Here is a 24,542-nt window from a genome sequence, read left to right on the forward strand (position 1 = left end):
CCCGGCCGCGGCCGGGGTGAGGAGGCGGGCATGGAGGGCGTGCAGCTGTGGCCGATCGTCGGACTGGCCTTCGGGTCGGTGCTCGGCGTCGCCGGAGCCTTCGGCGGGTTCGGTGCGTTCGTTCTGGTCCTGGTGCTGGGGCTGCTCGGGTTCCTGGCCGGCCGGGCGATACAGGGCGACCTCGACCTGTCCGACCTGTTCACCCGGCGCACCTGATGGGGGCCGTGGTGCCCGCAGGCGGGGGAGAGGGCGCGGCCACCGCCCCGGCGCCGCAGGTGCCGGGGCAGCGGGCCGCCCGGCCGGCGCGGCCCGGCGCCCCGGTGGAGGCCGGGGCGCGCGGCAGGACCGCGATCCCCGCCCGGGTGGTGGAGAAGATCGCGGTCCGCACCGCCGCCGAGCAGCCCGGGGTGCGCCCGCTCGGCGGCCGCGGCCCGTTCGGCGGACCGGAGCCGGCGCGCGCCCAGGCCCGGCTGAGCGGCGGCACCGCGGTCATCCGGCTGACGGTGGCCCTGGCCTACCCGGTCCCGCTCCGCAGCACCACCGCCGAGCTGCGGGCCCGGGTCGCCGGACGGGTCGAGGAGCTGACCGGGATGCAGGTGCCCAGGGTCGACATCGACGTCGCCGGGCTGGTGCGCGCCGGGCGGGTCGGATGAGCGCCGGGGAAGGCGCGGAGCGGGGGCGCCGCCGGGCGCGGCGCGGAGAAGCGGCGATCGGGAGGGCGCGATGACGACGGTGGAGGAGGCGGTCGGCCGCCCCGACGGCGCGACCGTGCGGCGTGCGCGCCGGGTGGCCGTGCACACCTTCCGCCCGCGCAGGTCGTGGCCGGCGCTGATCGCGGCGGCCGTGCTGCTGGCCGTCGCGGCGCTGGCCGCGACGGTGGTCATCGCCGGCCTGGCCGGCGCACCGCTGCGGATCCCGTTCTTCACCGCGGCCGCCGACCGGCTGGCCGGCGCCCGGCTGGGCGACCCCGGCGTGCAGGTCGCCTCGGCGGTGCTGGTGCTGATCGGGCTGCTGCTCATCGGGTCGGCCCTGCTGCCCGGCCGCTCCGGGTGGACCGCGCTGCGCACCGACGACCCCGATCTGGTGGTCGGGGTCTCCCGGTCCGCGCTGAAGCGCGCGCTGGCGGCCGCCGCGCGCGAGGTCGGCGGGGTGCGCGGGGTGCGGGTGTCGGTGCGCGGCCGCCGGGTGCGGGTGCGGGTCGACAGCGACCTGAGCGGCTCGCCGACCCTGCGCGACGAGGTGAGCGATGCGGTGCGGCGGCGGCTCGGCGAACTCGACCCGCTGCGCGGCATGCGGGTCGGCACCAGGGTCCGGTTCGCGAGGACGTGAGGACGATGGCGCTGACACGGACGGCGCGCCGCGGCGCGCGCGGAAACCGCTGGGGGCTCGGCCTCCTCGGCCTGCTGCTGGCCGCGGCCGGTGCCGCGGGGGCGGCGGCCGGGGCCGGGCTGCTCGGCCCGGAGGCGGCCGGGGTGCGGATCGGTGCCGCCGCGGCGGCCGCCCCGCCGTGGGCGCCCTACGCCGCGGCCGCGGCGGCGGTGCTGATCGCCCTGGCGGCGCTGCGCTGGCTGCTGGTCCAGGCGCGCCCGGAGGCCGTCCGGCACGTGCTGCTGGAGCCGGAGGAGGGGCGCGGCCGGAGCGAGGCGGCGGCCGGTGCCGTGCAGGGCGCGGTCGAGGAGGCGGTGGCCGGCCTCCCGGGGGTGCGCAGGGTCCGCGCGCGGCTGATCGACTCGGCCCGCGACCCGCGGCTCCGCCTCGACCTGACCCTCGAAGAGGACGCCGACGTGGTCCGCGTCCGCTCCCGGATCCGCGACGAGGCCCTGCGCGACCTGCGCACCGCCCTGGAGGCCGACCGGGTCCCCGCGGTCGTCCGGATGGCCATGACCCCGCCCCGCAGGGACCGCCGCCGGGTGGCCTGACCGGCACCGCCGGAGAGGGCCGCCCCCGCCCGTGCGCCGCCCCGCTCTGCGAGGGCCGCGGTCCGCCCCGGGCCCGCCCGGTCCCGGCGCCTCCCGGCCGTCGGCCGCTCCGGGCCCTCCGCACCACCCGGTCTCCTCCGTCCCGCCCCTTCCCGGGGCGCGCTCTTTCCCCGGCCCTTTCCCGCCAGGGAGAGCCCTTCGGGGAGCCCTGCCGCCCGCGACCGGACCGGCCGGAGGAGGCGGCGCGGGACTCGGCGGCCGCCCCGGTTCCCTGCCGCCGCCTCCGGGACGGCTCCGGCGGGCCTCCTCGCCCGCAGAGGCGGCGGTCGGGAGGAGTGTCGCGGGCGGCTCTGCCCCGGCGGCGCCGCCGTACGCGCGGCCGCACCGCTCAGAGACCGTCGGGTATGCGGGTGGTCGCCCGGACTCGGCGGCGGACCGCCCCGTTGATCTTGGAGCCGCGGGGGTATCAGGGCGCCCTGATACCCCCGCAGCGCCGAGACCAACGGGGAAGCGGGACGGCGGCGCGCGGCCCGGAGCGGCCGCGGCGGCGCCGGGCCCCCGAACCCCGCCTCTCCCGACCCGGGGCCGGACACTCCGGGCGACCGGCCGCACACCCGACGGTCTCTCAGGCGGACCCCGCCGTTCCCCCGGAGTGGAAGATGAGGCTAGGCTTACCTATGGTCTGAGGGTCGGCGCGGGAGCCCCCTCGCGGTTCCTGCTCGCCTCAGGGGGGTCCATGAAGAGCTGCCATCCGCTGGCAGGGGTCGTGCGCTGGGTCAACGAGCGCGAGCTCGCGATCGGCGTCCGGCTCGTCGCCCCCGCGGCCCCCGGCCCCGACGGCGACGGGTGGATCCGGGCGGACCGGCTGCCCGAACGGGTCCCCGAGCTCATCGGCCTGCTCGCCGAGCGGTCCTGCTCCGGGCACCGGACGGCGGCCGCCGCCTTCCTCGCCATCGACACCGGCCGGCAGGTGCTCTGCTTCGCCTCGGTCTCGGCCTACCTCACCGGCAGGGCGCCGGAGCTGGCCGCGGACCGGTTCTGGGTCCGCCACGACGAGAACGGCCGCGTCGTCGAGGCGGCGTTCCGCCAGGGCGCGGCGGCCGTCCTGGCCGGGGACCCGATGTCGGCGCGCCCCGGGGTGCTGCCGGTCCGCAGTGACCGAGAGCTGGACGCCTGGTTCGTCGCCGGAGCCGTCTCGGTGCTGGAGCCGGTGGTCGAGGCGGTCCGCGCGCACACCCGCTTCGGCGCCCGCGCGCAGTGGGACCGCATCTCCGACGCCCCGTTCGAGGCGCTGCTGCGCGGCGCCGAGGAGGTCGGCGCGGACCAGGCCGCGGCCTGGGAGCGCGCGCACCGGATCGCCTCCTGCCTGAACCGGGACCGCAGGCGGGTCGAGCTCCGCCAGCGCCCGTTCCCGCTGGCGCTGGCCGGCCGCCCGGGGCACCGCCCGGAGCGGACCTTCCTGGTCCGGGCCGGCTGCTGCTTCTACTACCGCTTCGCCGACACCAAGTGCGCCGGCTGCCCGCTCAGCGACGACGGGACGCGGGAGGCCGCGCTGCGCGCCGCGCACGAGCCGGCCGCCCTGGCCGCTCGGGACTGACCGGCGCGGCCGGCCCGGAGCGCCGGGAACCGGCCTCCGCGCGACACCCGTCCCCGATTCCTCCGGCGCCGGGATCGCCCCACCGGCAGGGGATCCCGGCGGCCCGAGCCCCATCGGCCCCGCCCTGACCAGGGGCGATCTGCGGTCGCAGGTGTTACCTTCGTCACATGAGCAAGCAGATCTTCGTGAACCTGCCCGTGGCCGACCTCGACCGGGCCAAGGACTTCTACACCGGACTCGGCTACCGGATCGACCCGATGTTCAGCGACGAGAACGCCGCCGCCATCGTGATCAGCGACGAGATCTCCGTGATGCTGCTGGTGCACGACTTCTTCAAGCAGTTCACCGACCAGGCGGTCGCCGACACCGCCGTGCACCGCGAGGTCATCAACGCCCTCTCCGCGGACTCCCGCGCCGAGGTCGACGCCCTCCTCGACCGCGCCCTCGCCGCCGGCGCCACCGAGCCCCGCCCGGCCCAGGAGGAGGGCCCGATGTACGGACGCAGCTTCCTCGACCCCGACGGCCACCTGTGGGAGGTCGTCCACATGGACATGTCGGCACTGGAGGGGTAGTCACCGGATGGAGGACGCTGATCGGCGACCGGCTGCTTCACCTGGTGCTCCAGAGGGGGGAACACCCGTGTCAGACAGGGAGACCGCCAGTGGCGGCGGAGAGCGGCACCACTCGGGACCGGGTGAGGACACCGAGGTCCAGAAGCGGGCCGGGGAAGAAGCCCTCGCCGAAGCCCGCCGCCGGCACGTCATGGAGACCGCGCGCCGGGTGGTCCGGGTGTCTGCCGGGCTGAATGGACGGCTCGCCCGCTGACGAGCCGTGCGCCGGGATTCTTCGGTGGAGGGGCCCGCTTACAGGTCGTCGGGGAGCAGGCGGAAGGCCTTGTGCTGGGTCAGGGGGCGTATGGCTCGGAAATCGCGGCGGTCCAGCGTCAGGACGGTATCGGTCCTGTACTCGCCGGCCAGGGCCGCGTTCACCGCATCGGCGAGGTCCAGGTCGAGAGCGCTGTAGCGCCGCTGAACGTCCTGTGCCGTATTGAGGACCTCCGTCCCGACCTCTGGAATCTGAAAGCGGAGTCGGCGGGCCTGCGCGAGGATGAATGAGATGAGCTTGTTCCGGGCATCGGAGCCGTACCTGGCCTTCGCCAGGTGATCGACCTCCGCCAGCACAAGAGGAGAGATGATCACGGTCCCTGCCTCCTGCAGCACGCTCTGACACGCTGCCGACTCGGAGGAGTTCCGGTCGGACGCTGCGATGATCCCGGATGTGTCGGCGATTACGAGCACCTGTCAGAGGCCCCTTCGGAGACCGCCGCCGTCACGTCCTCGCTGGTTGCGGTCTCACCACTGCCGTCGAAAACGGGCCAGTCGAGAGGTTCGTCCCAGACGCGGTTCGCCATGGCCGCCAGGTGGATGGCTTCACGGATGAGTTCCGCCTCGGGGACACCGCGCCGCTGAGCGGCTTCCTTGAGGAGGGCGAGGTCCTCTGGGTCGGCGTAGACATTGGTTCTCTTCATGGACATGTACCAATGCTAGTCCATGTACCAGGACGCCGCCTGTGTTTCAGCACTCGATCACGTTGACGGCGAGGCCGCCGCGAGACGTCTCCTTGTACTTGTCGTGCATGTCGCGGCCGGTGTCCCTCATGGTCTTGATGACCTTGTCCAGGCTGACGAAGTGGCTGCCGTCGCCGCGCAGCGCCATCCGGGTGGCGGTGATGGCCTTGACCGAGGCCACCGCGTTCCGCTCGATGCAGGGGACCTGGACCAGGCCGCCGATGGGGTCGCAGGTGAGGCCGAGGTTGTGCTCCATGGCGATCTCGGCGGCGTTCTCCACCTGGGCGGGGGTGCCGCCCAGGGCCTCGGCGAGGCCGGCGGCGGCCATCGAGGAGGCGGAGCCGACCTCGCCCTGGCAGCCGACCTCGGCGCCGGAGATGGAGGCGTTCTCCTTGAACAGGATGCCGATCGCGGCGGCGGTGAGCAGGAAGCGGACCACGCCCTCGTCCCCGGAGCCGCGGCAGAAGTGCAGGTAGTAGTGGAGCACGGCGGGGACGATGCCGGCCGCTCCGTTGGTCGGTGCGGTGACCACCCGGCCGCCGGCCGCGTTCTCCTCGTTGACGGCCAGCGCGTACAGCGTGATCCAGTCGCTGCCGTGCATCGGGTCGCTGGTGTCCGGGGACGCCGGGGCGAGCAGGCCGGTGTCGTCGCAGGCGCCGCCGAGCTGGCGGTAGAGCCGGTGCGCGCGGCGCGGCACGCGCAGCCCGCCCGGCAGGGTGCCCTCGGTGCTCACCCCGCGGCGCACGCACTGCCGCATGGCATGCCAGATCTCCAGCAGGCCCGTCCGGATCTCCTCCTGGGTGCGGCCGAACGCCCGCTCGTTGGCGAGCACCACCGAGCTGATCGACATGCCGGTCTTCCGGCACACCTCCAGCAGCTCCTCCGCGGTGGAGAAGGGGTGCGGCAGCACCGTGGTGTCCGGGGTGATCCGGTCGGCGCCGGCCGCGGCCTCGTCGACCACGAAGCCGCCGCCCACCGAGTAGTAGACCTTGGAGCGGAGCTCTGCGCCGTCCGCCCCGTAGGCGGTGAACCGCATCCCGTTCGGGTGGCCGGGCAGGCTCTCCTTGCGGCGGAAGTCCACGTCGTGCGCCGGATCGAAGGCGATCTCCGGGCCGCCGGCGCCGAGCCGCATCCGCCCGGTCTCCCGGACCGAGGCCAGCAGCTCCGGGACGGCGTCCACGTCGACGCCCTCCGGGGTCTCGCCGAGCAGCCCCAGGATGACGGCGGTGTCGCTGCCGTGGCCCTTGCCGGTGAGGGCGAGCGATCCGTACAGGTCGCAGCGGACCGACGCGGTCAGGGGGGCCTTCCCCTCCGCGGTGAGGCCTTCGACGAAGGTGAGCGCGGCCTTCATCGGGCCGACGGTGTGCGAGCTCGACGGCCCGATGCCGATCTTGAACAGGTCGAAGACGCTGATGGCCATGGGTCCTGCCCTCCTCGTTGAGCACAGGGGATGAAGCGGGGTCCGGAGCGGCCGGGTGTGCGCGGGGCCGGGGCCGGACGGGACGGGTAGCGGGATCCGGGGGCCGGCGCGGCGGCGCACCCGGTGGTGCGCGGCGCCCGGCAGGATCGCTGTGGCTGTGTGGCTGTGTGGCTGTGTGGCTGTGTGGCTGTGCGGCTGGTGCGGCCGTGCGGCCGCGCGGGCGGTCCCTCCTGGGCGAGGGGCCGCCGGAAACGGGGGCAGCCGGGCCGCGCCCGCCCCGGGCGGGGCGCGCTCGACCCGGCTGCCGCCGGACGGACCGGCCGGACCGGAAGGGCCGGCTACAGGCCCGGGTAGAGCGGGTGCTTGCGCACCAGCGCCTCGACCCGGCCGCGCAGCGCGGCGGAGTCGTAGCCCGGCTTGAGCGCCTCGGCGATGATGTCGGCGACCTCGGTGAAGTCGGCGTCGCCGAAGCCCCGGGAGGCCAGCGCCGGGGTGCCGATGCGCAGCCCGGAGGTGACCATCGGCGGCCGCGGGTCGTTCGGCACCGCGTTGCGGTTCACCGTGATGCCGATCTCGTCCAGCCGGTCCTCGGCCTGCTGGCCGTCGAGCTCGGAGTCGACCAGGTCGACCAGGACGAGGTGGACGTCGGTCCCGCCGCTGGCCACCTTGACCCCCGCCTCGGCGGCGTCGGCCTGGGTGAGCCGCTCGGCGAGCAGCCGCGCCCCGGCCACGGTGCGGCGCTGCCGGTCGGCGAACTCCTCCGAGGCGGCGGCCTTCAGCGCGACCGCCTTGGCGGCGATCACGTGCTCCAGCGGACCGCCCTGCATGCCCGGGAAGACCGCGGAGTTGATCTTCTTGGCGTACTCCTGCTTGCACAGGATCAGGCCGCCGCGGGGGCCGCCCAGGGTCTTGTGCGTGGTGGTGGTGACGATGTCGGCGTGCGGCACCGGGTTGGGGTGCAGCCCCGCCGCGACCAGCCCGGCGAAGTGCGCCATGTCCACCATGAGCAGGGCGCCGACCGAGTCGGCGATCTCCCGGAACCGGGCGAAGTCCAGCTGCCGCGGGTAGGCCGACCAGCCGGCCACGATCATCGCCGGCCGGTGCTCCTCGGCGAGCTTGGCCACCTCGTCGTAGTCGACCAGGCCGTCGGCGTCGCGGACGTGGTACGGGACCGGGTTGAGGATCTTCCCGGAGTAGTTGATCTTCATCCCGTGGGTGAGGTGGCCGCCGTGCGCCAGGTCCAGCCCGAGGATGGTGTCGCCCGGCTTGAGCAGGGAGAAGTAGACCGCGGTGTTGGCCTGGGCGCCGGAGTGCGGCTGGACGTTGGCGTGCTCGGCGCCGAACAGGGCCTTGGCCCGGTCGATGGCGAGCTGCTCCACGACGTCCACGTGCTCGCAGCCGCCGTAGTAGCGGCGGCCCGGGTAACCCTCGGCGTACTTGTTGGTGAGAACGGTGCCCTGCGCCTCCAGCACGGCGCGCGGGGCGAAGTTCTCCGAGGCGATCATCTCCAGGGTGTCGCGCTGGCGGGACAGCTCGCTGTCCACGGCCGCGGCGACCTCGGGGTCGAAGTCGGCGAGCGTGCGGTCGAGAAGGTCGTCCTGGTCGCTCATGCTGATCAGCCCTCGCCTTCGGTCAGCTGGGTGTACTGCTCGGCGGTGAGCAGGTCCTTCGGCTCCTCGGACAGCTCGACCTTGAACAGCCAGCCCTGGCCGTAGGGGTCGCTTCCGATGACCTCGGGGTCCTCCACAGCGGCCTGGTTGACCTCGACCACCTCGCCGGCGACCGGCGCGTAGAGGTCGCTGACCGACTTGGTGGACTCGATCTCGCCGCAGGTGTCTCCGGGGGAGACGGTGTCGCCGGAGTTCGGGGGGTCCACGAAGACGATGTCGCCCAGTGCCTCGGCGGCGTACTTCGTGATGCCGACGGTGGCGACGCCTTCGTTGACGGCCACCCACTCGTGTTCGCTGGTGTAGCTCAGCTCAGCGGGAACGCTCAATTTGGATTCTCCAGGAGGATCTGTGCTGTCGACCGGTCCGCGCCCGTTCGCTGTGCGCGCCCTCGGCCTCGGAGTGCAGGCCTCTGTCGCGGTCCGCACCCCACCCACCTGCAAATTGTGCCGGGTGGCGGGGGCGGAGCGCACGCCAGGTCCGCGTCCGGAGCGCCTGCGGGCGCCGGACGCGGCCGGCGGGCTAGCGCTCCCGCTTGTAGAACGGCAGGTCGACCACGTCGACCTCCTCGCTGCGGCCGCGGACGTCCACGCTGAACGCACCCGCGGAGGTGTCCAGTTCGGCGTCGACGTAGGCCATCGCGATGGGCTTGCCGAGGGTCGGGGAGGGCGCACCGCTGGTGACCGACCCCACTTCGACCCCGTCGCGCAGCACCGGCATGCCCTTGCGCACCGGGCGGCGGCCCCGGCCGACCAGCCCGATGAGCTTGCGGGAGCGGCCCTGGTCCGCGGCGCGCCGCAGCGCCTCGCGGCCGACGAAGTCGCCCTCCTTCTCGAACTTGACCACCCGGCCCTGGCCGGCGTCGAACGGGGTGAGGTCCCGGCTCAGCTCCTGGCCGTACAGCGGCATCCCGGCCTCCAGGCGCAGGGTGTCCCGGGAGGAGAGCCCGGCGGGCACCAGCCCGTGCGGCTCGCCGGCCTTGAGCAGGGCCTCCCACACCGCGGGGGCGTCCGAGGCCTCGACGAAGAGCTCGAAGCCGTCCTCGCCGGTGTAGCCGGTGCGGGCGAGCAGCACCGGGTGCCCGGCCACGGTGTGCCGGTAGCCCGCGTAGTACTTGATGCCGTCCAGGTCGGCGTCGGTCAGCGGGGCGAGGATCCCGACGGCGGCCGGGCCCTGCAGCGCGATCAGCGCGGTCTCGGCGGAGCGGTCCTCGACGCGGGCGTCGAAGCCGGCGGCGCGCTCGGTGAGCGCGGCCAGCACCGTGCCGGCGTTGGCCGCGTTGGCCACCACCAGGTAGTGCTCCTCGCCGAGCCGGTAGACGATGAGGTCGTCCAGGACGCCGCCGTCGGCGTCGGTGATCATCGTGTAGCGGGCCCGGCCCACCGCGACCTTGGACAGGTGGCCGACGAGGGCGTGGTCGAGCACGGCGGCGGCCTCCGCGCCGAGCACGTGGATCTCGCCCATGTGGGACAGGTCGAAGAGTCCGGCCTTCTCCCGGACCGCGGTGTGCTCGGCCTTCTCGCTGCTGTAGCGGAGCGGCATCAGCCAGCCCGCGAAGTCGACGAGGGTGGCGCCGAGCGCCTCGTGTGCGGCGCGGAGCGGGGTCTCGCGCGGTTCCGCGGAATCGCTGCCGGCGGCTGTCATGGTGACTCCTGAGAGGATGGTCGTCGGTCGGAAACCAGGGCTGTGGCCATCCTCCCCCTCTGTCATCGGTGCCTGAGAGCTTCACCGCGCGCACGGCGCGGCTTGCACCTTCGGCGAGGGGCACCGGCGCCCCTGCTTTCCAGAGTGGTCTCGTCCGTGCGGTCCGTCTCGCCTGAGAGGTTCTCTGGGGAGGAATTGCTCCTTCGGCGGCCCGCGCCGGCTGCGCGGGCGCTCTCCCGCACGGGGTCGGCGACCGGGAGCCAGCCTAGCAGCGACGCCGGTCACATCCCAGGCCCGGGCGGCGGCGCCCGGGCCCGGCCCCAGGTCGGCGCGGGCCGATGGCGCCGTGCCGCAGCACCGCCCGCACGCCGCGCTCCGGCCCGGCCAGGGCGGAGACGCCGGCGAGCGAGAGCCCTCCGGCGCACCGGCGGGCGCACGGCGAAGGCCCCGCGGCGGAACCGCCGCGGGGCCTTCGCCGTGCGCCCGGGGTCAGGCCTTGCGCCGGCCGCGGACCGCCTCGGCCAGGCCCTGCAGCACCTGCTCGGTGGTGGACCAGCTCATGCACTTGTCGGTGATGGACTGCCCGTAGACCAGGTCGGCGGGGTCGCCCAGCTTCTGCGCCCCCTCCTCGATGAAGCTCTCCAGCATGACGCCCACGATGCCCTGCTGCCCCTCGGCGATCTGGTCGGCGATGGCCTGGGCGACCAGCGGCTGGCGCTTGTGGTCCTTGCCGCTGTTGGCGTGGCTGGCGTCGATCATGACGCGGCGGCGCAGTCCGGCCGCCTCGATGGTGTCCAGCGCGGGCCCGACCTCTTCGGCGCCGTGGTTGGGGCCGGAGCGGCCGCCGCGCAGGATGACGTGGCAGTCGGCGTTGCCGGAGGTGACGACGACCGAGCCGGCGCCGGCCGGGTCGACGCCGAAGAAGGTGTGCGAGGCGGCGGCGGCCCCGCAGGCGTCCACCGCGACCTGCACGTCGCCGTCGGTGCCGTTCTTGAACCCGACCGGCATGCTCAGGCCGCTGCTGAGCTGGCGGTGCACCTGGCTCTCGGTGGTGCGGGCGCCGATGGCGCCCCAGCTCACCGCGTCGGCGATGTACTGCGGGGTGATCGGGTCGAGGAACTCGGTGCCCGCCGGGACGCCCAGGGAGTTGATGTCCAGCAGCAGCTTGCGCGCGGTGCGCAGGCCGCGGTGGACGTCGTGGCTCTCGTCCAGGCGCGGGTCGTTGATCAGGCCCTTCCAGCCGAGCGTGGTCCGCGGCTTCTCGAAGTAGACCCGCATCACGACGCACAGGTCGGCGCTGAGCGAGGGGATGAGCGCCTTGAGCCGGCGCGCGTAGTCCAGCGCGGCGTCCGGGTCGTGCACCGAGCAGGGGCCGACGATGACCAGCAGGCGGTCGTCCTCGCCGTCCAGCACCCGCTTGACCTCGGCGCGGGCGTCGGCGACCAGGTCGCTGCGGTCCGGTCCCATCGGCAGCTCGGCGAGCAGGTCCCGCGGGGCGATCAGCGGCGTGTAGCTGGTGATCCGGGTGTCGTTCGTGCTCATCATCGCTGCGCCGAGTCCTCTCCCAAGCATGCCTGAACTGCCCATCTGCACCCTAGCGGGTGGCGGGCGGACCGGCGGGCGGCGAGGGTCGAGTGTGGTGCGGCTCATCAGGGCGGGACCGGGCCGGGCGGGCCCTCCCGCCGGCTCACCCCTTCAGCCCGGGGAAGTCCTCCTCCCAGTACTCGTGGGGGTTGCGGTCCGCCTCCCCCGGGTCGCGGCCGCCCTCCGCGGTGCGCAGCTCCACCCGGCGGATCTTGCCGGAGATCGTCTTGGGCAGCGGGGCGAACTCCAGCCGCCGGACCCGCTTGTAGGGCGAGAGCCGCTCCCGGCAGAACTCCAGGATCGACCGGGCCAGCTCGGCGCCGGGCTCCTCGCCCTCGGCCAGGGCGATGTAGGCCTTGGGCACCGAGAGCCGGACCGGGTCGGGCGAGGGGACCACCGCCGCCTCGGCGACGGCGGCGTGCTCGATCAGCACGCTCTCCAGCTCGAAGGGGGAGATGCGGTAGTCGGAGGCCTTGAAGACGTCGTCGCCGCGGCCGATGTAGGTGATGTACCCGTCGGCGTCCCGGGAGGCCACGTCGCCGGTGTGGTACCGGCCGCCGCGCATCGCCCGGGCGGTCGCCTCGTCGCCGTCCCGGTACCCGGCCATCACGCCGACCGGGGCGTTCTCCAGCGCCACGCAGATCTCGCCCTGCTCGGAGAGCTCTTCGGTGACCGGGTCCTCCAGCACGACCTCGTAGCCGGGCATCGGCCGCCCCATCGAGCCGGGGCGCACCTCCTGGCCGGGGGAGTTGCCGACCAGCAGGGTCGTCTCGGTCTGGCCGAAGCCGTCCCGCACGGTCAGCCCCCAGGCGGCCCGGACCCGCTCGATCACCTCGGGGTTGAGCGGCTCCCCGGCGGAGACCGCCTCGCGCACCCCGACCTTCCACCGGCCCAGGTCGGCCTGGATGAGCATGCGCCACACGGTCGGCGGGGCGCAGAAGGTGTCCACCCCGCAGCGCGCGACCTGGTCCAGCAGGCCCGCGGCGTCGAACCGGCCCTGGTTCACCGCGAGCACGGTGGCCTGCGCGTTCAGCGGAGCGAAGACGTTGCTCCAGGCGTGCTTGGCCCAGCCCGGCGAGGAGATGTTGAGGTGCACGTCGCCCGGGCGGATGCCGATCCAGTACATCGTGGTGAGGTGGCCCACCGGGTAGGAGAGGTGGGTGTGCTGCACCGGCTTGGGCACCGAGGTGGTGCCGGAGGTGAAGTAGAGCAGCAGCGGGTCGTCGGCGCGGGTGGTGCGGTCGGGCGCGAAGTCCAGCGCCGCGTGCTGGGAGTCCTCGTAGGAGAGCCAGCCCTCCATGTGGCCGATGCTGATCCGGGTCCAGTGCCCGGGCAGCCCGGCGAACTTGGGGGTGTCGGCGGCGTCGGTGACCACGTGCGAGACCCGGCCGCGCTCCAGCCGGTCGGCCAGGTCGCCGCCGGCCAGCAGCGGGGTCGCCGGGATGACCACGGCGCCCAGCCGGATCGAGGCCAGGGTCGTCTCCCACAGCTCGGCCTGGTTGCCGAGCATCACCAGGATCCGGTCGCCGAACCGGACGCCCTGGTTGTGCAGCCAGTTCGCGACCTGGCGGCTGCGCTCGGCCAGCTCCCGGTAGGTCACCCGGGTCTCGCCGCCCTCCTCGTCCACGATCCGCAGCGCGAGCCGGTCCGGGTGCTCCTCGGCCGCGGGGTCGAAGTGGTCCTGCACCCAGTTGAACCGCTCCGGAGCCGGCCAGCGGAAGCCGCGCCGGGCCGCCTCGTAGTCCTCCCGGTGCTCGAGCAGGAAGTCGCGCGCCTCCCGGAAGGCGGCGGTGGCGCTGTTCTTCATGGTGGGGACCTCCGCGTCCGACGTGTGAGCGGTGTCACTCTAGCCCGCGCCCGCCGCCCCTGTCCCGCCGCCTCGGCCGCCTGTGGACGGACGCGCCCTGGGCCGCCCGGCCCCGCTGTCACCGGGATCCGCCGGGTGAGCGAGCTCGGCGGTGACCAGGGCGTGTGGCGGTTCGGCGAGGACGGGGCGCGGATCGAGTACGCCGACAAGCGGGGGTGCACCGGCTGCTGCGGGCGGTGGGCGCCTGCACGGTGCCGTTCGCGGCCGTCGCCTCGGTCGGCTTCCACGCGGGCAAGTGGCGGCGGAAGAGCCGGACGCCGCCGGCGGAGCGGATCCTGCGCGCCGAGTGGCAGGAGCCGGGCGGGGGGCCCGCTGCCCTGGCGGCCGCGCCGCGGATGCCTCCGGGCGGACGATCCTGGGATGATCCGCGGAACAGGGCCCGGAGCGGCCGGCCCGGAGGCCGCCCCCGGCCCCGGGGAGGACCCCTGCGCCGGCCCTCCCGCGCCGACCGCGGCTCCGCGCCCGGCGCGACCGAGAAGAGAAGGAAGGCACCACCCCATGTCCCTGCGCACCCTCTACCCGCCGATCACGCCCTACGACAGCGGCATGCTCGACGTCGGCGACGGCGACCGCGTCTACTGGGAGCTGTGCGGCAACCCCGAGGGCAAGCCGGCCGTCTTCCTGCACGGCGGCCCCGGCGGCGGCTGCGGCCCCGACCACCGGCGGCTGTTCGACCCCGAGCGCTACCGGGTGCTCCTGTTCGACCAGCGCAACTGCGGCCGCAGCACCCCGCACGCCGGCGGGATGGACGTGGACCTGTCCGCCAACACCACCTGGAACCTGGTCGCCGACATGGAGCGGCTCCGGGAGATGATCGGGGTGGAGGAGTGGCAGGTCTTCGGTGGCTCCTGGGGCAGCGCGCTGGCGCTCGCCTACGCCCAGGAGCACCCCGAGCGGGTCAGCGAGCTGATCGTGCGCGGCATCTTCACCCTGCGCGACGACGAGCTGCGCTGGTTCTACCAGGAGGGCGCCTCGCACCTGTTCCCCGACGTCTGGGAGGGCTACCTGGCGCCCATCCCGGAGGAGGAGCGGGGCGACCTGATCTCCGCCTACGCGGCCCGGCTGAACCACCCCGACCGGGAGGTCCGGGTGGCGGCGGCGCGCGCGTGGAGCGTGTGGGAGGGCTCGACGGTGACCCTGCTCCCCAACGAGGCGCTCCGCGCGCACCACGCCGAGGACGACTACGCCCTGGCCTTCGCCCGGATCGAGAACCACTACTTCACCAACGGGGGCTTCTTCACCCCGGGCCAGCTCATCGAGCGGGCCGACCGGCTGCGCGGCATCCCCGGCGTGATCGTGCAGGGCCGCTACGACGTGTGCACCCCGGCGCGGACCGCGTTCGACCTGCACCGGGCCTGGCCGGAGGCGGAGTTCCACGTGGTGGACGACGCCGGGCACGCGTTCAACGAGCCCGGCATCCTGCACCGGCTGATCGAGGCCACGGACCGGTTCGCCCGGGACTGAGCGCCGGCGGCCGGGCGCCGGCGGACCCCTCGGGGCCCCCGCGCCGGTGCGCGGCCCGCCCCCGCGCGGGCGCGGGCCGCGCACCGGGTCTAGGCTCGGGGCAGGCGAGCAGGAAAGCGAGGAGGATCACACCATGCGGGTCATCGCCGATTACGACCTGTGCGAGAGCAACGCCGTGTGCATGGGCATCCTGCCGGAGGTGTTCGAGGTCCGCGACGACGACAACCTCTACATCCTTCAGGAGGAGCCGCCCGAGGACATGCGGGCCAAGGTCGAGGAGGCCGTCCGGATGTGCCCCAAGCAGGCGCTCAGCGTCGAGGGGTGAACCCGGCCGCGGCCAGCGCCTCGTCCCAGGGGGTGCGCTCGGCCAGCAGTGGCCGGTAGCGCATCGTCTTCGGGGTGGAGCGCAGTCCCAGCACCCCGGTGAGCAGGCCGTCCCGGCCGAGGAACGCGACGAACTTGCGGTCCTCGGCCGAGCCGTGCACGAACTCCACCGTGTCGGCGGGGGCGGCCTGCCCGAGCAGCTGGATCTTCATCTTGTACTGGTCGGACCAGAAGTACGGGACCGGCTCGTAGGGCTCCTGGGCCCCCTCGCCGGCCAGCAGGTTGCGCGCGGAGACCGCGGCCTGCTCGCCCGCGTTGGTCCAGTGCTCCAGGCGCATCCGCCCCCCGTACCGCGGGTGCGGGAAGTTCGCCAGGTCGCCGGCGGCGTACACGCCGGGCACGCTGGTCCTGCCGTGCGCGTCGCAGAGCACGCCGCCCGCCCCGTCGGCCAGCCGCACCCCTGAGCCGGCCAGCCAGCCGGTGTTCAGCTCCACGCCCAGGCCGCAGACGACCAGCGGCGCCTCCACCGCGGTGCCGTCGGCCAGCCGCACCCGCTCCACCCGGCCGGCCCCCTCGAACCCGGCCACCGGCGTGCCCAGCCGCACGTCCACCCCGTTGTCCCGGTGCAGCTCGGTGAGGACCGAGCCGACCCGCGGGTCCACCGCGCGGGTCAGCGGGGCGGGCGCCGCCTCGATCAGCACCACCTCCAGGCCGGCCGCGCGGGCGCTGGCCGCGACCTCGGCGCCGACGAACCCGGCGCCGACCACCGCGATCCGCCCGGCGGAGCCGAACGCGTCGCGCACCGCCTCGGCGTCCTCGATGGTGCGCAGCACGTGCACCCCGGGCAGGTCGGTCCCGGGGCGGCGGGCGGTGGCGCCGGTGGCGATGATCAGCCCGTCGCCGCGGACCACCGAGCCGTCGTCCAGCTCCACCGCGCGGTCGCCGGGGCGCAGCCGCACCGCCGCGCGCCCCAACCGCAGGTCCAGGCCGAGGGCGTCGATCTGCTCGTCGTCGCGGAGCGCCACGCCCTTGGGCGAGCCGATCCCGGTGAGCACCTCCTTGGAGAGCGGCGGGCGGGAGTAGGGCCGGTGCCGCTCGGCGCCGACCAGGATGATCCGGCCGTCGTGGCCGGCGTCCCGCAGCGCCTCAGCGGAGTGCAGGCCGGCCATTCCGGCGCCGGCGATGACGATGTCGCGCATGTGCTCTATCCCGCCTTCGTCGTACAGGTGAGGGGTCCGGTGCGGCCGGGCCGGCCGCGGTTCACAGCGGGCGGATCGACCCGACGCTCCGGCCGCCGCCCAGGATGTCGCCGCTGAGCAGCTCGGACAGGGGAGAGACGTCCGCCCCGAGGGCGTCCAGCGCGGTGAGCCCGACCATGGTGCGCGCCCGGGTCTCGGCGTCCCCGTCGCTGATCTTCACCGCGGCGGTCTCCCCGGTGGGGGCGGCGATCACGATGACCCCCTCGGCGCCGATCTTGGAGACCGCGCCGGGCAGGCCGCGCATGATCCGGGTGTCGTCGCGGCCCTCGCCCGCGACGTACTCCGGGAACGCCCGCATCGCCGCGATGACGGCGCCCTCCGGGGTGTCCGGGGCCGCGGCGGCCATGGCCTGCACGCCGCGCGCCAGGCCGGTGAGCGAGATCGCCATCTGCGGCGCCCCGCACCCGTCGACCGCGGTGTGCGCGACCGGCTCCCCGGACAGCTCCTCGATGGTCGAGCGGACCAGCACCTGCAGCGGGTGGGCGGGGTCCAGGTAGTCGCCGGTGCTCCAGCCGCGGGCGACGCAGGCGGCGAGCATCGCGGCGTGCTTGCCGGAGCAGTTCATCAGCAGCCGGGTCGGCTGCCCCCCGCTGCGCAGCAGGTCGTCGCGGAACCTGCGGCCCATCGGCCAGTCCGGCGGGCACTGCAGGTCGTCGGCGGTGAGGCCGGCCTTGGCCAGGGTCTTGGAAGCGGCCTCCACGTGGATGTCCTGGCCGCTGTGGCTGCCCGCGGCGATGGCCAGCCGGGCCCCCTCGACGTCGGCCCCGGCGCGCAGCGCGGCCGCCGCCTGGAAGGGCTTGGCGGCCGAGCGCGGGAACACCGGCAGGTCGACCGGGCCGCGGGCGTACCCGGTCCCGCCGGAGACGGTCAGCCCGACCACGGCGCCGAAGTGCACGCTCTCCCGGAGGCCGGACCGGGTGGTCTCGGCGAGGGGGACGTAGGCGGGAAGCTCAGACGACGGCACGGACACGCGTACTCCATTCGCGGCTGGTGAGGATGCTGCCAGACGGCTCAACGTATCGCGGGGCGGACCTCTTCCCGCGGCCCGGCTCCGGCCGGGAGGGGCGGCCCGGCTCCGGCCGGGAGGGGCGGCCCGGCTCCGGCCGGGAGGGGCGGCCCGCCGGTGCCGTAGGGTCGGTGCCCGGCCCCCGGTGGACAGGCGGGCCGGGCGTCGGTGGACGGAGGTGCGCAGGACGTGCTGGAGCGGCTGGCGGACAGGCGGGCGCGGACGCCGGGGGCGGTCGCCTCCGGGGTGCTGACCCGGTCGGCGGGCGCGGGCGCGCGGCCCGTGCGCGATCTGGAGTTCGCGGTGCTCGCGATGGGGCCGGCCGGCCCCGGGCAGGAGGACCGCGACCGGCCGCGCGAGGTCGGGGTGGTGCGGATGCGCGGCGGCGGGGAGGTGCTGCGCGAGTTCACCACCCTGGTCTACCCGGGCGTCCCGGTCCCCGGCGCGGTGCACAGCGGCATCACCGGCGGCGACATGCTGGGGGCGCCGCGCGCCGAGGAGCTGGCCGCCCCGCTGGCGGAGCTGCTCTCCGGCGCGGTGCTGGCCGCGCACGGCCTGGAGGAGGCGGAGGCGTTCCTCGCCGCGGTGCCGGGCGAGGGCGGGCGCCCTGCCCGGGTCCCGGGGCTGTGCACGCTGCGCGCGCTCCGCTCCCAGGTCGACCTGGATTCCTATTCGCTGCCCCGGGCCTCGCACGCGCTGGGCGGCCGGTGGCCGACCGGGCAGCACACCGCGCTGGGCGCGGCCCGCGCCTGCGCCCGGCTGCTCGCCGAGGCGGCGTCCGCCGCGCCGGGTCCGCTGTACTACCGGGGGCCGGCCCCGCGCCCGCTGCGCGCCCCGGCGGGCGCCCCGGTCCGCCTCAAGCCGCGCACCTCGGCCCGGGGGGACCTGGGCCGCGCGGCGGAGTGGCCGCCGGTCTGGCGCCCGCTGGAGCTCCGGCCCGGGCTGTGCGGCGGGGAGTTCGGCCCCGAGGCCCGCCGCGCGGCCGAGCAGGACGCCCGGGACCGCGCCCGGCGCCGCGAGGCGGCGGCCGCCGCCGCGGCCCTCACCGGTGCGCTGGCCGCCGCCGCGGCGGGCCGGGCCCTGCTCCGCGCCCCGCTGCGCGCCCTGCGCTGACCGGCCCCGCCGCTCCGGCGGGAGGCGGCGGGCGCCCCGGAGGGGCCCGGTCAGAGCCCGGAGAGAGCGAGGAAGAGGGCGGCGATCAGCGCGCTGCCGCCGAGGGTGGTGAGCGCGGCCCGCCCGGTCTCGGTGAGCCGGAGGGGGAGCGCGGCGGCCGCCGGGCGGAGCCGGGGGATGCGGTCGGCCAGCGCGGCGGCGACCAGGGCCGCACCGGTGAGGAGGCAGAGGAGGGAGAGCACGGGTCGGCCTTTCCGGAGGGGAGCGGAGGCGTCTGCGAGCGTGCCTGATTCTGCCCCATCCGGGGCCGGAGCGGGAGAGGGCGGGAAAGGCGCCCGGCGCACCGCTCCGCCCGTGCCTTCCAGCGCGGCCGCTGAACTTGTTCTTCGACCTCGGGGACGGCCGGGGCATCGAGGCGGCCGATGGGTGGAGGCGGCCTGTGATCGCCGCCCGTACCCGGCTCCGCCCGGCCCGGCCGCCGAGGACCTGCGCCGCCCCTGGGGGCGGCCCCGGGCGGCCGGGGCGGTGAGCCCGGCGCGGGTGCGGCGGGGCTTTCGCGGCGCCCGCGCGGAGGCGGCCCGTCCCGCCGGTGCGCTCGAACCCCCGGCTCCGGGCCCCGGCCGCCCCCCCGGGGGGCGAAGAACCGGCGCCGGGCACCGCGCCATGACGCGGGAAGGACAGCCGAACGCGCCATAGGCCTGAAGGAGCACCGCGCCCGCCCAGGTTGAAAACAAGCCGAAGGGGAGCCCGCCCCGGGGCGATGGCCTCGGCGCGGCGGTCCCGGTAGAGCCTCGCGGAGCCGCGGCCGGCGCGGTCGGGGACCTGCCGGGCGCTCCCGGGGCCCGTCCCGGTGTTCGGAGGCCTCCTCCTGCGGTGGCTGAAGGGGGAGTCCGTCCTGAAGGGCGGTCTCGGCGCGGGGGCCTTGGCAGGGCGCCGCGGAGCCGGGCGGTCGTCGCGGCGGAGGACCCGCCGGGCGGTCGCGGGGGCGGTCCGTCCCCGGCGTCCGGCAGGGCCGTCCGCTGCGGCCGGCCCTCCCGTCGCGGCCCCGCTCTCCCGCCCTCCCGCCCGCGGGGGCCGGCGGAGGCGGTGCCGGGGCGGGGTCAGCCCCGGCCGGGCTCCGGCCGCTCCGCCTCCGCGCCGGCCCCCAGGGCGCGCAGGGTGAAGGAGGTGACCAGCCGGTGCGCCTCGTCGAGCGCGGTCTGGCCCTGCTGGATCGGGACGCGCTGGGCGCTGATCATCGCCAGCACCAGGCGGGCGGTGGGCTCGGCCGGGGCCGGGTCGAAGGCGCCCTCCTCGACGCCGTTCTGCAGCACCTCGACCAGCAGGCGCTGCATCGGCTCCACGTGGTCGGCGAGCTTCTGGTAGGCGTCCGGACCGAGGCTGGCGCCCAGTTCGGCGGCGGCCGGGTGCGGGTGCTCGGCGAGCGCCTCCAGCTGGAAGCGGACGAAGGAGGAGAGCCGCTCCGCGGGGGTGGCGCCCCCGGGCAGGGCGGCGCGGTAGCGCTCGACGAATCCGGCGGTGCCCTGCTCGGCGAAGGCCAGCAGCAGGGCGGCCTTGTCCGGGAAGTAGTTGTACAGCGCGGTGCGCGTGATGCCCGCCCCGGCCGCGACGTCGGTCATCGAGATCTCGTCGATGCCCTGGGTGCGGGCGAGCTCGGCGACGGCCGCCAGGATGCGCTCGCGCGTCTGGGCCCGGTGCGCGGCGATGGTCGGAGCGGAGATCTTGGGCATGGAACCCATGGTGGCACGGCGGCGCGCCGTGCGGGCGTCCTCGCGCGGGGCGGTCGGACGGGGACGCGCGGCGGCGCCCGGGAGGAGCGCCTTCCGGCGCCGGGGCCGCGGAGGCCGGGCGCGGGCGGGGGCGCTCACTGCGGGCCCGTTCCCGCCGGGGGCCGAGGGGGCGGAGCGGAGGGGCCGCGGGCGGCGCGGATCGCCCGGGGCCCCTCCGCCCCGGGTCAGGCGGCGAGGCCTGCGGCGTGCCGGCGGCCGAGGTCGGCCAGGACCTCGGTGTTGAGCTGGTAGGCGAGCCGGGTCTCGCGGATCATCCGGTGCCGGGCGGGCTCGTCCAGCTCCAGCGCGTCCAGCCGGGAGCGGTAGCCCTCTTTGAACCGGGGGAGGCTGCCGAGGGCGGAGAAGTCGTAGAAGGAGGCGCCGCCGTCCTCGCCGAAGCCGTAGGTGCGCACCGCGATCCTGCGGATGAACTGGCCGCCGGAGATGTCGCCGAGGTAGCGGGTGTAGTGGTGCGCCACGTACCCGGCGGGGTCGTCGGCCATCTGCCGGATGCGCGCGGCGTAGGTCGCGGTGGGCGGGGTGGGGGAGATGCGGTCGGCCCAGTCCGGCCCGTAGAGCAGGGCCAGGTCGCGTTCGAGGGCGGGCAGGCGGAGCAGCTCCGCGGTGATGAACGGGCCGGCCAGCGGGTCGCCGGCCAGGGAGCGGCCGACCTCCTCCAGGGCGGCGTAGGCGAAGTGGTGCTGGGCGGCCATGGCGGCGTAGCCGCTCCGGTCCAGCCGCCCGTCGAGCAGCGCCCGGGTGAACCCGTGCTGCTCGGCCTCCTGGTGGGCCTCCCAGGTGGCGGCCTTGAGTCTGGCGGAGAAGGGCTCCGCCCCGGTGCTCGGTGCGTCCATGCGGGTACTCCTCGATTCCGCGGCGCGGCCCGGGGCTCCCGGGCCGTCGAGGTTCTTTCTGACATGATGTCACCAAGACGGCGGCGGGTGTCAAGGCGGATATGACACTCTGTCGGGAACGCGGGATGCGTCACTCCGGGCGGAACCGGAGCGCGCCGCTGCGCCGCCGGTCAGGGCGGGTGCGCACCGGTCTTTCGCGTGTGCGCGGCGCGGGGCGGGGGCGGCCGGTATCCTGTCCGGCGGACAAGGTGTGCACAGTTCTCGAATCGGGACGAAACGTCCACGGCGCCCGAAGCGGGCCGCCGGGCCCCCTCGCCGGGAGGAACCGCGGGCGGGGGCGGTGGGAACGGGGCGCACCGGTCCGAGCGTTGTGCACGGTGGCGGCCGAGCGGCGCGCCGCCGACGGAGGGGCGACGGCGCCGCGCCGGAGCGCTGAGGCCCTCGTCGCATGTGGTGGCGGGGGCGCGCGGCGGGACATTATCGTTTGTCTGCCGTGCAGGGGGCGGCGCGGGCAATGTCGACGATCGAGGACTTGGGGCTGTGAGCGTGACGCGATCCGAATCAGCGGGGCCGGCCGGTGCCGACCGCGCCGGTGAGGCCGCCGCCGCGGCCGGTCCCGGGGAACCCCGGGTCTCCTCGGTCGACGTGCTGCTCATCGAGGACGACGCCCAGGACGCCTTCCTGGTCGAGGAGCTGCTCGCGGACACCGCCCTGGAGTGCAGGATCACCTGGGTCCGCACCCTCGGCGAGGCGCGCGGCGCGATCCCGGGCTTCCGCGGCTGCATCCTGCTCGACCTCAACCTCCCCGACGCCGGCGGCATGGACCTGCTGCGCACCGTGCTGGACAGCGCCGACTCCGCCGCCGTCGTGGTGCTGACCGGCCTGGACGACGAGCACGAAGGGGTCGCCGCGGTCGCCGCCGGCGCCCAGGACTACCTGGTCAAGGGCCAGGTCGACGGCTCGCTGCTGGCGCGCAGCCTGCGCTACTCGGTGGAGCGCCAGCGCGCCGACGAGAACGCCCGGCAGCTCCGCGAGGCCGAGCTGTACGCCCGGGAGAACATGCGCCTGGAGCGCGGCCTGCTCCCGCAGGTCCTGCTGGACAGCTCGCCGCTGTCGCACCGCACCTTCTACCGCCCCGGTCGCAAGCGGGCCCTGGTCGGCGGCGACTTCTACGACGCGGTGGAGAAGGACGGCACCACGCACGTCATCGTCGGCGACGTCAGCGGGCACGGCCCGGACGAGGCCGCGCTCGGCGTGCAGCTCCGCATCGCCTGGCGGGCGCTGGTCATGGGCGGGGTCGCCGAGGGGGCGCTGCTGCCCGCGCTGGAGGAGATCCTGGTCAGCGAGCGCACCCAGGAGGAGATGTACGCCACGCTGTGCCAGATCAGCCTGGACAACGGCGGCGAGCGCGCCCGCATCCGCCTGTTCGGCCACCCGCCGCCGCTGCTCATCGAGGCCGGCAAGGTGGAGGAGGTGTGCGCCTCCCCGCACCCGCCGCTGGGCGTCTTCCCGGACAGCGAAGCCGACGTGGAGGAGTTCGCCTTCCCCCGCGGGGCCACCCTGATGCTCTACACCGACGGCCTGGTCGACGCCTACGACGGCGGCCCGCCGGACCGGCTGGAGGTGGCCGGCCTGCGCCGGATCCTCACCGGGGTGATCGACTCCGGCACCTCCATCGTGGACCTGCCCGAGCGCGTCGTCGACGAGGCCGAGCGGTACAACGGCGGACCCCTGCAGGACGACGTGGCCATGCTGCTGGTCACCCACGGGAGCACTCGTTGAATCCTTGGACCCTCCGGCGCCGGGTCACCGTCCTGCTGGCGATCGTCGCCGCGCTGCTCATCGCGGCCGTCTCGGTGATCACGTTCGCCTCGCTGAACGCCCGCGAGTCGCTGGACCGGCAGGTCGACGAGCTCTCCCCGGCGCAGTCCGCGGTGCAGCAGACCATGTCGGCCTACCTCAACATGGACAACGGCATCCGCGGCTACGCGCTGACCGAGGACGTCGAGTTCCTCAGCCCCTACCAGCAGGGCGGGAACACGCTGCGCGAGACGCGGCCCACGCTCACGGCGGTCGCGGAGAGCAACCAGCAGATCTCCGACGCCGTGCAGCGGGTGCTGGACGCCGGAGAGGCCTGGCAGCAGCAGTTCGCCGAGCCCACCAAGGACAAGGTCGAGGCCGGGGAGGAGGTCGACGCCTCCGACTACGGCCTGGGCCGGGACCTCTTCGACGAGCTGCGCCGGGCCTCCGCCTCCGCGGACCGGCTGATCGGCGAGGAGATCGAGAGCGCCCGCACCGGCCTGACCTACGCCACCCAGCAGGTGGTCGCGCTCCTCGTGCTGGTCGGCTTCACCGTGCTGATGCTCTCGGTCTTCCTCTGGGTGATGCTGCAGCACTGGGTGCTCCGCCCGCTCGACGAGCTCGGCAGGCACCTGCAGCAGGTCTCCGAGGGCTACTACGCGCACCGCATCGAGCTGCACGGCCCGCCGGAGATCACCCGGGTCGGCCGGGACGTCGACGCGATGCGCGAGCGCATCGTCAGCGACCTGCAGGAGGTCGGCGCGGCCCGGCGCAAGCTGCAGGAGCAGTCGGACCTGCTGGAGGAGCAGGCCGAGGAGCTGCGCCGGTCCAACCTGGAGCTGGAGCAGTTCGCCTACGTCGCCTCGCACGACCTGCAGGAGCCGCTGCGCAAGGTGGCCAGCTTCTGCCAGCTGCTCCAGCGGCGCTACCGGGGGCAGCTCGACGACCGGGCCGACTCCTACATCGACTTCGCGGTCGAGGGCGCCAAGCGCATGCAGACCCTCATCAACGACCTGCTGGCGTTCTCCCGGGTCGGCCGGACCAAGAACTTCGCCCAGGTCGACCTGAACACCGCGCTGGAGGACGCGCTCAACAGCCTGGAGACCCGGCTGGACGAGGCCGGCGCGGTGGTCACCGGCGAGGACCTGCCCACCATCGAGGGCGACCGCACCCTGCTCACCCAGGTCTTCTTCAACCTGGTGGGCAACGCGGTGAAGTTCCGCGGCGAGAACGACGCCCGGGTGCACATCAGCGCCCGGCGCGAGGGCGACGAGTGGGTCTTCTGCTGCGCCGACAACGGCATCGGCATCGACCCCCAGTACGCCGAGCGGATCTTCGTCATCTTCCAGCGGCTGCACACCCGGGACAAGTACGGCGGCACCGGCATCGGGCTGGCCATGTGCAAGAAGATCATCGAGTTCCACGGCGGCCGGATCTGGCTGGACACCGAGTCCGACGAGCCCGGCACCCGCATATGCTGGTCCCTGCCCGCCGCGCCCGACGACCGGGGTACCGAGGAGGGCGCCGCGGCGGTCTCCGCCGGGGACGGCGCCGAGACCCCCGCCGGGGGGGCGCCCGAGCCCGGCCCCGCGCCGGAGGGCGCCGCGGAGGGCCCCGGCGGCCCGGACGGGGACGCGGGCGACGGCGGCTCCGGAGGGGCGGCTCCCGACGAATCCGAGAAGGTCTGA

25 protein-coding genes and 1 riboswitch are annotated in these 24,542 nt (G+C 75.2%); of the genes, 12 read left to right on the forward strand and 13 right to left on the reverse strand.

What is annotated here, in order from left to right; all coding sequences use genetic code 11:
• Positions 1-30 precede the first annotated feature (30 nt).
• The 7 genes from J0910_RS08445 (at position 31) to J0910_RS08475 (ending at position 4,341) form a co-directional block, all read left to right on the forward strand.
• Positions 31-216 carry a hypothetical protein gene (locus J0910_RS08445; RefSeq protein WP_420162126.1) on the forward strand — a complete coding sequence of 62 codons (186 nt, stop codon included), beginning with the start codon at positions 31-33 and terminating at the stop codon, positions 214-216.
• Complete coding sequence (locus J0910_RS08450; protein WP_420157966.1) at positions 216-653, forward strand: Asp23/Gls24 family envelope stress response protein; 438 nt, start codon at positions 216-218, stop codon at positions 651-653. The genes J0910_RS08445 and J0910_RS08450 overlap by 1 nt, the downstream gene beginning before the upstream one ends.
• A 70-nt stretch (positions 654-723) precedes the next feature.
• A complete protein-coding gene (locus tag J0910_RS08455; RefSeq protein WP_420157967.1) occupies positions 724-1,329 on the forward strand; it encodes a DUF6286 domain-containing protein in 606 nt (201 codons plus the stop codon).
• A 5-nt stretch (positions 1,330-1,334) separates the two neighbouring features.
• A complete protein-coding gene (locus tag J0910_RS08460; RefSeq protein ID WP_420157968.1) occupies positions 1,335-1,919 on the forward strand; it encodes an alkaline shock response membrane anchor protein AmaP in 585 nt (194 codons plus the stop codon).
• A 736-nt stretch (positions 1,920-2,655) separates the two neighbouring features.
• On the forward strand, positions 2,656-3,516 hold the full coding sequence (locus J0910_RS08465; RefSeq protein WP_420157969.1) for a hypothetical protein: 861 nt from the start codon (positions 2,656-2,658) through the stop codon (positions 3,514-3,516).
• A 167-nt stretch (positions 3,517-3,683) separates the two neighbouring features.
• Entirely contained in the window at positions 3,684-4,088 is a 405-nt protein-coding gene (locus J0910_RS08470; RefSeq protein ID WP_420157970.1) for a VOC family protein, read from the forward strand.
• A 67-nt stretch (positions 4,089-4,155) separates the two neighbouring features.
• Positions 4,156-4,341 (forward strand): hypothetical protein, encoded by a 186-nt coding sequence (locus tag J0910_RS08475; RefSeq protein WP_420157971.1) that lies wholly within the window; start codon positions 4,156-4,158, stop codon positions 4,339-4,341.
• A gap of 38 nt (positions 4,342-4,379) precedes the next feature.
• On the opposite strand, the gene J0910_RS08480 is transcribed toward J0910_RS08475, so the two are convergent.
• The 8 genes from J0910_RS08480 to J0910_RS08515 all read right to left on the reverse strand — a co-directional run bounded on the left by J0910_RS08480 (position 4,380) and on the right by J0910_RS08515 (position 13,205).
• A complete protein-coding gene (locus J0910_RS08480; protein ID WP_420157972.1) occupies positions 4,380-4,814 on the reverse strand; it encodes a PIN domain-containing protein in 435 nt (144 codons plus the stop codon).
• Positions 4,805-5,050 (reverse strand): ribbon-helix-helix domain-containing protein, encoded by a 246-nt coding sequence (locus J0910_RS08485; protein WP_420157973.1) that lies wholly within the window; start codon positions 5,048-5,050, stop codon positions 4,805-4,807. The genes J0910_RS08480 and J0910_RS08485 overlap by 10 nt, the downstream gene beginning before the upstream one ends.
• Before the next feature lie 40 nt (positions 5,051-5,090).
• Positions 5,091-6,503: an L-serine ammonia-lyase gene (locus J0910_RS08490; RefSeq protein ID WP_420157974.1), complete on the reverse strand. Its 1,413-nt coding sequence runs from the start codon at positions 6,501-6,503 to the stop codon at positions 5,091-5,093.
• 338 nt (positions 6,504-6,841) lie between these two features.
• Positions 6,842-8,113: a serine hydroxymethyltransferase gene (locus J0910_RS08495; protein WP_420157975.1), complete on the reverse strand. Its 1,272-nt coding sequence runs from the start codon at positions 8,111-8,113 to the stop codon at positions 6,842-6,844.
• 5 nt (positions 8,114-8,118) lie between these two features.
• Positions 8,119-8,499: a glycine cleavage system protein GcvH gene (gene gcvH, locus J0910_RS08500; RefSeq protein WP_420157976.1), complete on the reverse strand. Its 381-nt coding sequence runs from the start codon at positions 8,497-8,499 to the stop codon at positions 8,119-8,121.
• A gap of 193 nt (positions 8,500-8,692) precedes the next feature.
• Positions 8,693-9,814, reverse strand: a complete 1,122-nt coding sequence (gene gcvT / locus J0910_RS08505; RefSeq protein WP_420157977.1) for a glycine cleavage system aminomethyltransferase GcvT — start codon at positions 9,812-9,814, stop codon at positions 8,693-8,695.
• Between the two features lie 149 nt (positions 9,815-9,963).
• A riboswitch (glycine riboswitch) is annotated at positions 9,964-10,063 on the reverse strand.
• 240 nt (positions 10,064-10,303) lie between these two features.
• Positions 10,304-11,359, reverse strand: a complete 1,056-nt coding sequence (locus J0910_RS08510; RefSeq protein ID WP_420157978.1) for a 3-deoxy-7-phosphoheptulonate synthase — start codon at positions 11,357-11,359, stop codon at positions 10,304-10,306.
• Positions 11,360-11,501: 142 nt separating this feature from the next.
• On the reverse strand, positions 11,502-13,205 hold the full coding sequence (locus tag J0910_RS08515; RefSeq protein WP_420157979.1) for an AMP-binding protein: 1,704 nt from the start codon (positions 13,203-13,205) through the stop codon (positions 11,502-11,504).
• Positions 13,206-13,769: 564 nt separating this feature from the next.
• On the opposite strand from J0910_RS08515, the gene pip reads away from it, so the two are divergent.
• Both pip and J0910_RS08525 read left to right on the forward strand, forming a co-directional pair.
• On the forward strand, positions 13,770-14,729 hold the full coding sequence (pip, locus tag J0910_RS08520; protein ID WP_420161921.1) for a prolyl aminopeptidase: 960 nt from the start codon (positions 13,770-13,772) through the stop codon (positions 14,727-14,729).
• A 133-nt stretch (positions 14,730-14,862) separates the two neighbouring features.
• Positions 14,863-15,054, forward strand: a complete 192-nt coding sequence (locus J0910_RS08525; protein WP_420157980.1) for a ferredoxin — start codon at positions 14,863-14,865, stop codon at positions 15,052-15,054.
• Here J0910_RS08525 and J0910_RS08530 read toward each other — a convergent pair.
• Both J0910_RS08530 and J0910_RS08535 read right to left on the reverse strand, forming a co-directional pair.
• Entirely contained in the window at positions 15,038-16,252 is a 1,215-nt protein-coding gene (locus J0910_RS08530) for an NAD(P)/FAD-dependent oxidoreductase (RefSeq protein ID WP_420157981.1), read from the reverse strand. The genes J0910_RS08525 and J0910_RS08530 overlap by 17 nt on opposite strands.
• 61 nt (positions 16,253-16,313) lie before the next feature.
• Positions 16,314-17,276 carry an asparaginase gene (locus J0910_RS08535; RefSeq protein ID WP_420157982.1) on the reverse strand — a complete coding sequence of 321 codons (963 nt, stop codon included), beginning with the start codon at positions 17,274-17,276 and terminating at the stop codon, positions 16,314-16,316.
• Positions 17,277-17,486: 210 nt separating this feature from the next.
• Between J0910_RS08535 and J0910_RS08540 the strand changes: the two genes are divergently transcribed.
• Positions 17,487-18,431, forward strand: coding sequence for a 3'-5' exonuclease (locus J0910_RS08540; RefSeq protein ID WP_420157983.1), 945 nt, complete (start codon positions 17,487-17,489; stop codon positions 18,429-18,431).
• 50 nt (positions 18,432-18,481) lie between these two features.
• Here the strand turns inward: J0910_RS08540 and J0910_RS08545 are convergent, their stop codons facing one another.
• From J0910_RS08545 to J0910_RS08555, 3 genes are all read right to left on the reverse strand, one after another.
• The gene (locus J0910_RS08545; protein WP_420157984.1) at positions 18,482-18,673 is read right to left on the reverse strand and encodes a hypothetical protein; all 192 of its coding nucleotides are present in this window, start codon (positions 18,671-18,673) and stop codon (positions 18,482-18,484) included.
• 858 nt (positions 18,674-19,531) lie between these two features.
• Positions 19,532-20,161, reverse strand: a complete 630-nt coding sequence (locus J0910_RS08550; RefSeq protein WP_420157985.1) for a TetR/AcrR family transcriptional regulator — start codon at positions 20,159-20,161, stop codon at positions 19,532-19,534.
• 224 nt (positions 20,162-20,385) lie between these two features.
• Entirely contained in the window at positions 20,386-21,054 is a 669-nt protein-coding gene (locus J0910_RS08555; RefSeq protein ID WP_420157986.1) for a biliverdin-producing heme oxygenase, read from the reverse strand.
• 540 nt (positions 21,055-21,594) lie between these two features.
• On the opposite strand from J0910_RS08555, the gene J0910_RS08560 reads away from it, so the two are divergent.
• Together J0910_RS08560 and J0910_RS08565 are read left to right on the forward strand one after the other, a co-directional pair.
• Complete coding sequence (locus J0910_RS08560) at positions 21,595-22,836, forward strand: PP2C family protein-serine/threonine phosphatase (protein ID WP_420157987.1); 1,242 nt, start codon at positions 21,595-21,597, stop codon at positions 22,834-22,836.
• Entirely contained in the window at positions 22,833-24,542 is a 1,710-nt protein-coding gene (locus J0910_RS08565) for a sensor histidine kinase (RefSeq protein ID WP_420157988.1), read from the forward strand. Before J0910_RS08560 ends, J0910_RS08565 begins: the two co-directional genes overlap by 4 nt.

The sequence above is a fragment of the Nocardiopsis oceanisediminis genome (assembly GCF_048595525.1).
In the GTDB taxonomy this organism is placed as follows: Bacteria; Actinomycetota; Actinomycetes; order Streptosporangiales; family Streptosporangiaceae; genus Nocardiopsis_A; species Nocardiopsis_A oceanisediminis.